At 30.7% G+C, this 12,761-nt stretch carries 12 protein-coding genes; 1 reads left to right on the top strand and 11 read right to left on the bottom strand.

Annotation, left to right across the window (positions count from 1 at the left end):
• Positions 1-11 precede the first annotated feature (11 nt).
• A complete protein-coding gene (locus E5R92_RS04995; protein WP_168606990.1) occupies positions 12-1,073 on the bottom strand; it encodes an NAD(P)-dependent alcohol dehydrogenase in 1,062 nt (353 codons plus the stop codon).
• A 159-nt stretch (positions 1,074-1,232) separates the two neighbouring features.
• On the opposite strand from E5R92_RS04995, the gene E5R92_RS04990 reads away from it, so the two are divergent.
• Entirely contained in the window at positions 1,233-2,315 is a 1,083-nt protein-coding gene (locus tag E5R92_RS04990; protein ID WP_168606989.1) for a GAF domain-containing protein, read from the top strand.
• Between the two features lie 2 nt (positions 2,316-2,317).
• On the opposite strand, the gene E5R92_RS04985 is transcribed toward E5R92_RS04990, so the two are convergent.
• The 10 genes from E5R92_RS04985 to E5R92_RS04940 form a co-directional block, all read right to left on the bottom strand.
• Positions 2,318-3,526: an MFS transporter gene (locus tag E5R92_RS04985; RefSeq protein ID WP_168606988.1), complete on the bottom strand. Its 1,209-nt coding sequence runs from the start codon at positions 3,524-3,526 to the stop codon at positions 2,318-2,320.
• A gap of 20 nt (positions 3,527-3,546) precedes the next feature.
• Positions 3,547-4,500, bottom strand: coding sequence for a 2-hydroxyacid dehydrogenase (locus E5R92_RS04980; RefSeq protein ID WP_168606987.1), 954 nt, complete (start codon positions 4,498-4,500; stop codon positions 3,547-3,549).
• A gap of 1 nt (position 4,501) precedes the next feature.
• A complete protein-coding gene (locus E5R92_RS04975; RefSeq protein ID WP_168606986.1) occupies positions 4,502-5,875 on the bottom strand; it encodes an FAD-binding oxidoreductase in 1,374 nt (457 codons plus the stop codon).
• A gap of 38 nt (positions 5,876-5,913) precedes the next feature.
• A complete protein-coding gene (locus E5R92_RS04970) occupies positions 5,914-7,080 on the bottom strand; it encodes a pyridoxal phosphate-dependent aminotransferase (RefSeq protein ID WP_168606985.1) in 1,167 nt (388 codons plus the stop codon).
• Positions 7,081-7,165: 85 nt separating this feature from the next.
• Positions 7,166-8,317 (bottom strand): alpha-hydroxy acid oxidase, encoded by a 1,152-nt coding sequence (locus E5R92_RS04965; protein ID WP_168606984.1) that lies wholly within the window; start codon positions 8,315-8,317, stop codon positions 7,166-7,168.
• Positions 8,317-9,468 (bottom strand): alpha-hydroxy acid oxidase, encoded by a 1,152-nt coding sequence (locus E5R92_RS04960; RefSeq protein WP_168606983.1) that lies wholly within the window; start codon positions 9,466-9,468, stop codon positions 8,317-8,319. The genes E5R92_RS04965 and E5R92_RS04960 overlap by 1 nt, the downstream gene beginning before the upstream one ends.
• Positions 9,469-9,477: 9 nt before the next feature.
• Positions 9,478-9,987, bottom strand: a complete 510-nt coding sequence (locus tag E5R92_RS04955; protein WP_168606982.1) for an acyloxyacyl hydrolase — start codon at positions 9,985-9,987, stop codon at positions 9,478-9,480.
• Positions 9,988-10,368, bottom strand: coding sequence for a cytochrome c-type biogenesis protein (locus E5R92_RS04950; protein ID WP_168606981.1), 381 nt, complete (start codon positions 10,366-10,368; stop codon positions 9,988-9,990).
• A complete protein-coding gene (locus E5R92_RS04945) occupies positions 10,365-10,886 on the bottom strand; it encodes a DsbE family thiol:disulfide interchange protein (RefSeq protein WP_168606980.1) in 522 nt (173 codons plus the stop codon). Before E5R92_RS04945 ends, E5R92_RS04950 begins: the two co-directional genes overlap by 4 nt.
• Positions 10,883-12,760 (bottom strand): heme lyase CcmF/NrfE family subunit, encoded by a 1,878-nt coding sequence (locus tag E5R92_RS04940; protein ID WP_168606979.1) that lies wholly within the window; start codon positions 12,758-12,760, stop codon positions 10,883-10,885. Before E5R92_RS04940 ends, E5R92_RS04945 begins: the two co-directional genes overlap by 4 nt.
• Position 12,761 lies beyond the last annotated feature (1 nt).

Below are 12,761 nucleotides of genomic sequence, written 5' to 3'. Positions count from 1 at the left end.
TTTATTTATTATTATGGAACTAAAACGGCTCTTCCCTTAACTTTACCCTCGTTAAGATCATGAAGCGCTTTATTAGCATCGCCTAATTTATATTCTTGCATAGAAAGTGTAACTAACCCTTTGTTAGCTAACTCCATCAGCTCATATAACTCAGACCACGTTCCCACTAAATTTCCAACAATTGTTTTTTCTGAAATAATTACATCGACAGCTAGAACTCTGATTTCTTCACCATAGCCAACGATATAATAGTATCCACTTCCTGCTGTCATTTTAATACCCATTGCAGTAGATCCTTTTTCACCAACAAAATCGATTACAGCTTCACCACCTTTACCTTTGGTAAGCTCTAGAACTCTTTCAACTTCATTTCCATCAATTAAAACTCCTTCATCACCACCTAAATCCATTGCATGTTTTAAGGCTTGAGCAGATTTTTCAACGATAATAATATTAGCAGCACACATTGCTTTTAAACATTGAATTGCTATATGACCCAATCCACCCGCTCCAATAATTACACAAGTCTGACCTGGTAATAAATGTCTAGTAGCTTTTTTAACAACTCTATAAGCGGTAAGTCCTGCATCAGAAAATGGTGCCACATCTTTTGGTGCTAATATTGTGGGCAATTTGATTAAATTACGAACACTTGTTTTAAGTAATTCTGCATAACCACCTTCTTTAATGTTTAGTCCTGGAAAAGCACCTTCTTCAGCATGCTGATCTAAGCCTCTACGACAACTTAAACAAGTTCCATCTGTTCCAGAAATGATTGGGTGCAAAATTACTGGATCACCTTTTTTAAATCCAACAACATCCTTGCCTACTTCTTCAACCCAACCTGCATTTTCATGACCCATAACCATAGGTAATAAATCTCCTTTAGGATCTTGGATATGTTCCCAAACGCCTTCAATAATGTGTAAATCAGTTCTACAAACTCCCGCAGCACCAATTTTAACAATAACATCTGATGATTTTTCTAATTTTGGATCTGGCATTTCTTGTTCGGTAACCCAAACTTTTTCATCCATTTTTGGATTGTACTTATGTAAAACCTGTGCCTTCATAATTTCTCTCTATTTTTTTGGTTTGTTAATTTTTTAATAACAAACCCTATCCAATATTGAGGTCAACAGTGAGTCAACTGCGCAAAAAAGTGTTCATAAAGTTAACAAAATACAACTCCTGGTTGGTTGTTCATTTTTAATAAACTCGTAAGATAAGATATGTCAAATTTAGTTTCTGTTGAAAAAGAATTCTCTGACCTAACTAAGAGAAGAGGTTTTTTACCTTCTCTGATTGATAAAGATATATCTGATAGCTGGAAGAGATGTATTTCAACTGGATTGGATCCACTTAAAAACCCAAAGAGAACAATTCTTACTTCTAAAGAGCTTGAAGAGCTTAAAGAAAAAAATGAATATATTAGAAGATTAGTAAACCCTGAACTTGAACTTCTATATTCACAAATAGCTGGGACAAACTTTATGGTAGCATATTCTGACAACACTGGATCAGTTATGGATACTATTTATGATAAAACCTGCCTTAGAACTGATGTTGGAAAAATTGTAATACCAGGTTCAATTTGGAGAGAAGAAATTGGAGGTACAAATGGATTGGGACAAGTTGTTACTCTGAATAAAGATTCCATAGTTTCAGGTAAGGAACATTTTTTTGACTCACATGGAAAGTTATCTTGTTTTGCAAGTCCAATACTAAATCATGAGGGAAAAACTATTGGCATAATAGATGCCTCTACTGATGTGCATTCAAGAGAGCAGCATACCTTGGCACTAGTTAAGCTTGCTACAAAAAGCATTGAAACAAAATTATTTTTAAATCAATTTAATAATGAATTAATTTTATCATTCCATCCACGTCAAGAATACTTAAGTACCAATAGTGTTGGTCTGCTTGCAATTAATGGTGACGGATTTGTTGTTGGCTCAAATTCTAATGCAAGAATAATGTTGCATGGACTCGTAACATTAAAGAATGAAAATTTTAATAATATTTTTACAACTTCATTTTCTTTAATAGCAAGTGAACTTTTACAAAATAAAATAATGAAAATTTCTGATCATTTAGGCTCATCTGTTTTTGTAATAAAAAGTCAAAATTTTAAGAAAAAAATATCTAAAGAAATAAAAATAAAAAATTATGCATGTAAAAAATGTAAGGGATCAAAATTTAAAGAAGATAGATGTATTTTAATTAAATCTACTTTTTTAGAAAACAGAAATATTAGTGCAGTTTCTCGAAGACTTGGTGTTTCGCGAACTACAATTTACAAACACTTACAATAGAATTAATTCTTTAAATTTTTTATTAAGAAAAATAGGTAAGAAAATAAAGAGGTTAATAAAAAAAATATCATTGCAAATCTAAAACCTGAAATTTCTGAAAAGCCAAAATTCATTGTGATATCAATAATGATACCAATAATCCATTGAAGTGCAAATGCCCCAATAAAAAGAAGTAAATTAAACGAAGTCAGTGCTTTTCCAGCATTTGAAAGTGAAAAAGCCATCCCAACAGCAGGTTGACTTAATGATAAAAATACTGAACTTACAGCAAAAAATGCCCAATGAAATGCTCCTGCTTTTGGTCCTAGATAGATTATGAAAGCTAAAACAATTAAATTTAATGGTGCACCAAATTTCAATAACGTTATTGCATCAGAAACATTTTTAGAAAATTTTGGGACAAAATACCCCCAAGTTAAAAAAGAAAAAAGTAAGGAAAGGTAAATAATAAATAAACCATTTGCACTTTCTTCTGGAGTATATCCAGACACCTTAACCATCCATGGTCCTGCCCATAAAGTTTGGATAGCAAATAAACCACCATAATTAAAGAAACCCATTGGCACTAAACTTTTAAAAAATTCATTCTGCCATACTTCTTTTAAGGAGCCTTTCTCATCATGTGTATTTCCTTTACCCCAATTAGGAATAAAAATAACAATTAAAAAGATACTAAAAAAAGTTAGAATTGCTAAAATTCCAAAAATTGATCTCCATCCTATTATTGGTAAAAAAAATTGTACTGGCAAACTAGAGGATAACATTCCTATTGCGCCAGTCATTAGCATCCACGAATTTGCTCTTTGTTGGGTCTCGTCTTGAAACCAAACTCTATAAGCAGTTAATGGTCCCATTAAACATGCTCCAACACCTACTCCAATTAAAATTCTTGAGATTAAAAGAGAAGTAAAATTTTGTGACAAAGAAAATGAAATTATTCCTACAATTGCAATTAATAAAAAGTACGAAACTATTTTTTTTGGGCCTTTACTGTCTAATAGATAGCCAAGTGGAATTTGAACAGAAGCAAATCCTAAAAAATATCCACCACCCAAAAGTCCTAAATCACCAGCTGATAAATTAAATTCAGATACAAGATTGGGCGAAATAGTTGCTGTGATAGCTCTTAATAAATTAGAAATGTAATAACCTAGAGCGAACACTAAAAAAATAGTTATCGCTTTTTGTTTTGACAAGATAACTTTATTCATAACTGAAAATTATAAGGAAACTAATTTACTTTATTTTTGCAATTTCCTGTTTTAAAAAACTCATCAATATTATCTATAGCTAGATTAGCCATAGCAATTCTTGTGTGCTTTGTAGCGCTTCCAAGATGAGGCAAAATAAAAGCACTTTTAATTTTTAAGTAACCTGGGTTTAAATTTGGTTCCCCTTTATAAACATCAAGTCCTGCTGCATAAATTTTTCTTCTATTTAGTGCATCTATTAAAGCATCATCATCAACAATATCTCCACGAGCTACATTTGTTATAACAGCACCTGTTGGAAAATATTCTAATGTTTCTTTATTAATTAAATTTTCTGTTTCTTTTGTTGCAGGACAACAAATAGACAATACATCTGAAACTCCAAAAAGACTTTTAATGCTATCATGATATATGGCACCCTGTTCTTTTTCTTCAGTTAATTTTGATCTGTTATGATAATGAATAATCATACCTAAAGATTTTGCTATTTTTGCAATCTTTTGTCCTATTCTTCCCATGCCTAAAATTCCAAGTCTTGAGCCTGTTAACTGTTTTCCTATCAAATAATCTGCTGACCATTTCCAGTTACTTTCTTTTGCAGCTTGAATACCTTCTGGAACTCTTCTACATGCTCCAAGAATTAATAAAATCCCAATCTCTGCTGTAGCGTCCGATAAAACTTCTGGTGTATTAGTTACTGCTATTCCTCTTTTTTTAGCCGCTTCTAAATCAATATTTCCAAAACCAACTGCAAAATTAGAAATTACCTTAATACTATTCGGTAATTTGCTTATAGTATCTTCATTCATCTTATCAGTTAAAGAAGTTAATATTGCATCATAGCCTTCACTTAATTCAATAAGTTTTGATTGAGAATATAACTCATCATTACCATTAAGTTTTGCATCAAATATTTTTAAAGCTTTTTCTTCACTATCCTTTATTAATTTTCTTGTGACTAATATTTTTTTCATATTAATTTAGGTCAAATACCTTGCCAGGGTTCATAATATTATTTTCATCTAAACTACGCTTTATAGATTTCATAACAGGTATATTGTCTGGATGTTCTTTCAATAAATAATGTTTTTTTTGCAAACCAATTCCATGCTCTCCAGTTATTGTTCCTTCTAATTCAAGAGCCTTACTTATTAGGTCATCACTATATTTTCTAATTTTTTTTTGTTTTTCCTTGTCATTTGGGTCAAATAAAATTATTGAATGAAAGTTTCCATCACCAACATGCCCAACCATAGGTGCAATAAGATCATGTTTTTTAACTTCTTTTTCTGCCCACGAAATACACTCAACTAAATTTGAAATGGGTACACAAACATCAGTTGAATATACTTTCATATTATTACCAAGAGCCTTTACGGACCAATAAACATCATGCCTTGCTTGCCACAACTTATTTCTTTCCTCTAAGGACACTGCCCATTTAAAATCTCCTCCACCATTATTTTTGGATAATTCTTCAACTAGTTTTATTGCTTCCTTATTTGAACTTTCACTCCCATGAAATTCAAAAAATAATGTGGGAGATGCCTTTATGTTTTCTAATTTTGAGTATTTTATACTTATTTCCATCTGGTCTTTATTTAGCATTTCTATTCTAGCAATTGGTATTCCATATTGGATTACCTCTTGAGCTGTTTGAACTGCTGAATCTAAATCTGGGAAATAACAAACTGCACTCATTATACTTTCTGGAATTGGAGACAGTCTTACTTGTACTTCTGTGATTATTCCAAGTGTACCCTCGGATCCAATAAATAAATTTGTTAGATTATAACCGGCAGATGATTTTTTTGTTCTAGATCCTGTTTTGATTATTTCTCCATTAGCAAGCACTACTGTTAATCCTGAAATTACAGTTCTCATTGTTCCATACTTGACTGCCATTGTTCCAGATGCGGATGTTGATGCCATTCCACCAATAGCTGCATCAGCCCCTGGGTCAATAGGGAAAAATACTCCATCTTCTCTTAAATATTCATTTAATTGTTTTCTAGTAACATTGGCTTGTACTCTGCAATCAAAATCTTCAGCATTGACACTTAAAACTTTATTCATTTTTTCTAATGAAATTGTTATACCATTAGAGTTACCAACGGCATTTCCCTCTAGAGAAGTTCCAGTACCAAATGGAACAACAGGAATTTTATTTTCATTACATAATTTTAAAATTTTTGACACCTCTTCATTAGTCTCTGGAAAAACTACTGCTTGAGATAATACTGGCTCATAAGTATCTTCTCCTCTTGCATAATTAGCTCTTGTGGATTCAGAGGTTGAAAATCTTCCATTAAAGATTTTCTTTAATTCAGTTTGGACTAATTCATTCATTGTAATGATACTAGTAAAGTTTTTTTAAAAAATATAGCCTATTTAGAGAGCATTTTCTTAATATTCTCCAAAGCTTGAGAAATATTATCTTGAGAAGCAGCGAAGCTAAATCTTACATAATCTTGGCAAGTTTTACCAAAAGCTGTACCTGGTACTATTGCAACTCCTGCTTCATGCATGGCCCTTTTACAAAACACTGATCCATCCATTCCTGTTCCTATTACTTTAGGAAATGCATAAAAAGCCCCACCAGGTAAACTACACTCTACACCTGGTAAACTATTTAAGCCTTCATGAATTAATTTTCTTCTTTCTGTAAATTTTACCATCATTTCATTAATAGAGTCATCTGGACCATCTAATGCTGCAATTCCTGCAAATTGTGCTGCCGCATTAACGCAAGATACACTATTAATTAAAAGTTTATTTACATGGGGCACTAATTCTTTTGGCCAAAAACTCCATCCAAGTCTCCATCCAGTCATTGAGTATGCTTTGCTCCAACCCTCTAATACAATTAGTCTTTCTCTTAATTCAGGATAATTAAAAAATGAAGGCATTTCTTTGTTATCAAAAATTTGTCTACTATAAATTTCATCACTTAAAATAGTTACATGTGGATATTTTTTTAAACCTTCAGCTAAGACATCAATATCAGCTTTTTCTACAAAACTTCCTGTTGGATTGTTTGGGTTAATTAATATTAACAATCTAGTTTTATCTGTGATTAGTGATAAAATTTTTTCTGGATTAAATTTAAGATCTTTATCTTCAGTTAAATCATAAGGTACAGATGTTGAGCCAGTATAATTAATCATAGACTCATATATTGGAAAAGCAGGAGTTGGGTGAATTATTTCAGCACCTGGCTCTCCAAAACATTGAATTGCATAACTCATTGTTGGTTTCCCACCTGGCATGATTAGAATTCTTTCAAAATCTACATCAACACTATAACGTTTTTTAATCCATCTTGTTACAGCTTGTCTACATTCTAGAATACCGTTGGACATTACATATCCGTGGTGACCATCATCTAATGCTTTTTTTGCAGCTTCAACAACATGCTTTGGTGTTTTAAAATCGGGTTGCCCTAAGCCTAAGTGTATCATTGGATTTCCTTTGGCCTCTAATGCTTTAGCTTCAGCTAAAACACTAAATGCACTTTCAGTTCCTAATCTTTCTAAGTTTTTTGCTAATTTCATATTTAAATTTTATGGTTTATTTTTTAATAAAAAATTTATTTTATTTATATATATTTATTAATAATAAAAAATATAGACACAAAATTTACTTTCTATAAATTAATTTTGAACTATTCAGCTCTTTTAAACTCTTACAGCCCATTAATACCATGTTTCTATTAATTTCATCATGCATGTTTTGCAATAGACGTTCCACACCTAGTTGACCCCCAGCACTTAAAGCAAATAAAAACATTTTTCCAAAACTACAAGCAGTTGCGCCAGCTGCTAAAGCTTTTAAAACATGGGTTCCACGTCTTACACCACCATCTAAAATAATCTCTAATTTATCTCCAACAGCCTCTCTAATTGCATTGACTTGATCAAAGGGTGACCTTGAACCGTCTAATTGTCTGCCACCATGATTTGAAATCATTATTGCTGTACAACCAATATCTATTGCTCTTTTTGCATCATCAACTGACATCACTCCTTTTAATGCAAAAGGACCATTCCATTTTTTTACACAATATTCTGCATCTTTCCAACTCATTGCTGGATCATACTGTTCATTAATATATTCAATCACTGATTTTGCAATATTAGTTCCTTTGTCTGTTTTATTTTTAACATTAGACATTTCAAATTTTCCATGAGTAAAATAATTAAATACCCATTGTGGATGAAGGGCAAAACTCATTAAACTTTGCAATGTAAGTTTTGGTGGAGTTGTAAATCCTGTTCTATGATCTTTTTCTCTATTACCTGCAACCAAAGTATCAACTGTTAAACACATTCCATCAAAGCTAGATGCTCTACATCTATCTATTAAGTCATCTGTAATAGAATTATCTTTATGCACATAAAGTTGAAATAGTTTTGGACCACTTGAAATGGAAGCAATTTCCTCAATACTATTATTTGCCATTGTTGACATACTGTAAAAAGTTCCAAATTTTTCTGCAGCTCTTGCTGATGCTTTGTCTCCATCGTAGTGATAAAGTCTTTGCATTGCAGTTGGTGAAAGAAAAATTGGCATATCGATTTTTTTTCCAAAAACAGTTGTTGATAAGTCTGGTTTGCCAACACTTGCAAGGATATTGGGAACTAAGTCACAATCATTAAAGGATTCAGTATTTCTTCTTAATGTTGACTCATCATCAGCACCACCATCAATATAATGAAAAATTGGTGAGGGTAATTTTTTTTTAGCTAATTTTCTAAAATCATTAAAATTATGACAATCTTTTAAGTTCACTATCTTCTAAATCTTAAGTTATCTCTGTTAAGGTCACTAATTTTAGTACAACCCATTAATTTCATATCTCTAACTAATTCAGCCTTATATTTTTCAATAGCTCTTTCAACACCTGCTTGTCCACCAGCAGCTAGAGCATAAAGATATAATCTTCCTCCTGAGCAAGCTTTTGCACCTAATGACAGTGCTTTAAGCATATGAGTTCCTCTCTGAAAACCACCTTCACAAATTACATCTAATTTATCGCCAACTGCATCAACTATTTCAGCAAGCTGATCAAAAGGTGCTCTAGATCCATCAAGTTGTCTTCCTCCATGATTGGAAACCATTATTCCAGTGCATCCAATATCAACAGCACGTTTTGCATCTTCAACACTCATCACTCCCTTAAGTGCAAAATGCCCACCCCATTGAGAACAAAGTTTTTCAGCATCTTTCCAGTTCATGGACTGATCTAACATAGTAGAAAAGTATTGTCCTATTGAAGTATTAGTGTCTGTACCCTCTTTTACATAATCTTGAAGATGAGGTAATTCAAATTTACCTTTTGTTAAATAATTTATTCCCCACATAGGTTTTGTTGCAAAACTAAAAAGACTTGAAGGTGTAAGTTTTGGGGGTGATGTAAACCCAGTTCTTAAATCTCTTTCACGATTTCCTCCAGTTATTGTATCTACCGTTAAAGCCATAACATCAAATTTTGCAGCTTTTGCTCTTTCCAAACAAGAATCATTTAAACCTCTATCTTTATGAAAATAAAACTGAAACATTTTTGGTGTGTCAACTAGTGATGCTATTTCCTCAACACTCACAGTTGCAAGAGCTGAAACACCAAACATTGTGTTAAATTTTTGAGCTGCTTTTCCCACTGCTCTTTCTCCATCATAATGAAATAATCTCTGTAGCGCTGTTGGTGCAAGATAAAAAGGTAGATCTAATTTTTTTCCAAAAATAGTAGTAGATAAATCAACATTCTCAACACCTCTTAAAACGTTTGGAACTAAGTCAACATCATTAAACGAGCTTGTGTTTCTTTCATAAGTAGTTTCATCATCTGCTGCACCATCGATGTAATGAAATATAGGCGAAGGTAATTTTTTTTTAGCTAATTTTCTAAAATCACTAAAGTTATGGCAGTCCTTTAAGTTCATGTAATTCTTTTAGAATGTTTTAAAGAAATTAAACATATAACTATTTGCCCCAGGGTTTTTAGTACCTAAGCTAGCATTAGAAAGATGATTGTAAGAAAAACCAAGTTGACTATTACTAACAAAGTCTACTGAAATTTGCAGTTCACTTTTAAATTCTAGAATATGACCCAAATCTTTCCCATCTCCTTTACTATATAATCCCGGTGCAAAGCTTGGAGTAAAATTGATTATACCTAAATTATATTGTGCTTGAACTCCTGTATAAACATATGCGGCCGAGTCTGCGGTCAGCAACGCACCCGTTATAGGAGAAAGATTACCTAAAAAAGTATCTCTATTTAAATCCTCATTCTGATGTTGAAATCCAATTAATGTTGATTTTTTACCAGTATCGCTGAAATCAAACATTCCAGAATAAACATTAAATTTAGAACTATTTTCTTCAGCATAAACCACTGAAGATAATAAGCTGAAAAAAATGATAAAAATAAATCTTGATATCAATTTGTAATGTTTCATTTAAATTTTGTTATTTTTATTTAATATTATTTTTTTATATATTATTGCACCACCAAACAAAAATAACAATAATGGTAATAACCATAAAACATAAGTATTTTTGTTTAATTGAGGGTCAAAAATCACCCAATCACCATACTTTTCTCTTAAAAATTGGTATATTTGTTTTTCTTTTAGTCCTTCGTTGATTTTTCTATCAACAATTAATTTAATACTAGAAGCAAACTCAGATTCAGAATCGTATACCGACTGACCTTGACAAATTAAACAACGGATATTTTTTAAAATTTTATTTTTTAAAACATCGTTTGCTTCAGTTGATTTTAACTCTGAGAAGTTTGCAACTATGAATAGGATTATAAATATTTTTAAAACTTTCATTTAATAATTAATTTAATTTCATTAACAATTTCTTGATTGATTGGACCAACAAATTTTTTGATTATATTTTTATCTTTATCTATTAAAAAAGTTTCAGGAACTCCATAAGCTCCAAATTCAACTCCTAAAGTTCCATCTTTATCAATTAAAATTTTGGAATACGGGTTACCAAAATCGTCAATAAATTTTTTTGCATTATTAAAATTGTCTCTATAGTTTAATCCAATTAGTTTAATTGATTGGTTTTTGCTTAGTTGCATTAATAAAGGGTGCTCTGCTCTACAAGGCACACACCAGGATGCCCAAATATTTACAATATAAAAGATGTTCTCTTCGAAAATTTTATCTGAATTTACATAGTTATTTGAATAAAAATCCCTAGTCTTAAAACTTGGGATATTTTTTTTTTCATTAGTTTTGGGTGTATAGTTATTTGTAGTATTTAGCCCTTTATACAAAATAACAAAACAAAAACTTAAAAAAATAACTACAATAAATAAGCTAAACTTATTTTTCATATCTTTCTTTTAAATAAACTCATTAATCCACCAAGACTTAATAATAGGACTGATATCCATATCCAAACCATAAATGGCTTTATTTGGTACCTAATATTAAAATATTCATTACCCTTTACAAGGTTCATTACTAAAAACTTATCTTCTAATAGTGTTGTTTTTATATCTGCCTCACTAGTAATAATTACAGGCTGATTATAAATTCTAATCTCAGGGTTTAATTCAATAGTCTTTCCATTTTTGTTTTTTATCTCAAAAGAGGCAATGATGGATTTAAAGTTGCTTTCTTTTCTTTCCTCTATATTTTTAAAAAAAATTTCACCTTTATTATAATCATATCTTTCGCCAATTTTTATGTTGGTTATAATTTCTGAGGATAAAATACTATTAAACAGAATGCTTAATATTAATAAACTAAAACCAAAGTGCGAAATAGTTTGAGAAATATTATTAAATTTTTTAATAAATAGTTCTTTCAAAGTTGTAAAGAATAGAAAAAAAGCAGCTGAAATTAAAATTGTATAAAAAAGTAAGTCAGTAGTTAAATTTTTAATAATAAGAAAAGTTAATATTACTGAAATTACAAATGTAATAATAAGTGAGTTCTTATTTTCAATTTTTGATTTAATCCATTTAAGTCGTGGTCCAAGAGACATAAATAATAAAAATGGGATTAAAAAAGGAACGATTAGTTTTTGATAAAAAGGAGGCCCTACTGATATTTTTTCACTAGATATTACATCTAGAAAAATTGGGTATACTGTGCCAATCAAAACAACAGATAAAAAGTACATCATAAACCAGTTGTTTATTAAGATGGAAGTTTCTCTGCTAAGCCAAAAGAAATCATTTGAGCTTTTATTATTTTCTTTGTGAAATATAAAAAATATTCCTACCGATAAGACAATTAGTGCAAATAAAAATATTAATATAAAAATACCTCTTGCGGGATCATTAGCAAATGTATGTACAGAATTTAATATTCCAGACCTTACTAAAAAGGTACCACACATACTTAGGGTAAATGTTGTAATGGATAATATAATTACCCAAGATGTTAGTGCTGCTCTTCTTTCTAACACTACAATACAGTGCAACAGTGCAGTTAATGTTAGCCATGGCATTAAAGAAACATTTTCAACTGGGTCCCAAAACCAAAAGCCACCCCACCCTAGTTCATAATATGCCCAAATTGATCCAAGCATAATTCCTATGGTTAAAAAAATCCAAGAAACTAAAACCCATTTTTTGATATGTTTACCCCATTCTTTATTGACATAATTTTGTGCAACTGCAGCAAGTGATGACGAAAATATTATTGAGGTACCAACATAACCTAAATATAAAATTGGAGGATGAATTGCTAATGCTGGATCTTGTAATATTGGATTAAGACCAAGGCCTTCACTAGGAATTGGAAATAAATAATTAAAAGGATTGGATGTCATTAATACAAACAAGAAAAACCCAATAATTATTATTTGTTGAAATAATAAAGTTAAAATTCTATATTTTTTAGGCTGTTCTCTTGATTTAATTAAAAATAGAAAAATAAATAAAGTTAATACTAATAACCATAGCAATAAGCTTCCTTCATGATTTCCCCAAGTTCCTGAGATTTTATAGAATAATGGTTTAGTTGTGTGAGAATTATTAAAGACTGTCTCATTACTAAAGTCTGAGTTGATAAAAGATATAATCAAACTCAAAAAACTCACAATTACAAAAACTAACTGTAGAAATGATAGAGATAATATATTTTGGTTAATTTGCTTATTAGTATTATTAAAGTCTTTAATTGAAACTCCGCAAAGTAATATTGAAATTAACAACCCTAAAATTAAAGAATAATGACCTATCTGATTAGCTAGCAAT

Source organism: Candidatus Pelagibacter giovannonii (genome assembly GCF_012276695.1).
Lineage (GTDB): Bacteria > Pseudomonadota > Alphaproteobacteria > Pelagibacterales > Pelagibacteraceae > Pelagibacter > Pelagibacter giovannonii.
Note: the sequence above shows the minus strand (reverse complement) of the source record. Positions and strands in the feature narration are given on the sequence as shown.

Excerpts from the sequence above, each read along its gene's own strand:
- E5R92_RS04995 (WP_168606990.1), bottom strand. The coding sequence starts at position 1,073 with ATGAAGGCACAGGTTTTACATAAGTACAATCCAAAAATGGATGAAAAA.
- E5R92_RS04990 (WP_168606989.1), top strand. The coding sequence starts at position 1,233 with ATGTCAAATTTAGTTTCTGTTGAAAAAGAATTCTCTGACCTAACTAAG.
- E5R92_RS04985 (WP_168606988.1), bottom strand. The coding sequence starts at position 3,526 with ATGAATAAAGTTATCTTGTCAAAACAAAAAGCGATAACTATTTTTTTA.
- E5R92_RS04980 (WP_168606987.1), bottom strand. The coding sequence starts at position 4,500 with ATGAAAAAAATATTAGTCACAAGAAAATTAATAAAGGATAGTGAAGAA.
- E5R92_RS04975 (WP_168606986.1), bottom strand. The coding sequence starts at position 5,875 with ATGAATGAATTAGTCCAAACTGAATTAAAGAAAATCTTTAATGGAAGA.
- E5R92_RS04970 (WP_168606985.1), bottom strand. The coding sequence starts at position 7,080 with ATGAAATTAGCAAAAAACTTAGAAAGATTAGGAACTGAAAGTGCATTT.
- E5R92_RS04960 (WP_168606983.1), bottom strand. The coding sequence starts at position 9,468 with ATGAACTTAAAGGACTGCCATAACTTTAGTGATTTTAGAAAATTAGCT.
- E5R92_RS04955 (WP_168606982.1), bottom strand. The coding sequence starts at position 9,987 with ATGAAACATTACAAATTGATATCAAGATTTATTTTTATCATTTTTTTC.
- E5R92_RS04950 (WP_168606981.1), bottom strand. The coding sequence starts at position 10,368 with ATGAAAGTTTTAAAAATATTTATAATCCTATTCATAGTTGCAAACTTC.
- E5R92_RS04945 (WP_168606980.1), bottom strand. The coding sequence starts at position 10,886 with ATGAAAAATAAGTTTAGCTTATTTATTGTAGTTATTTTTTTAAGTTTT.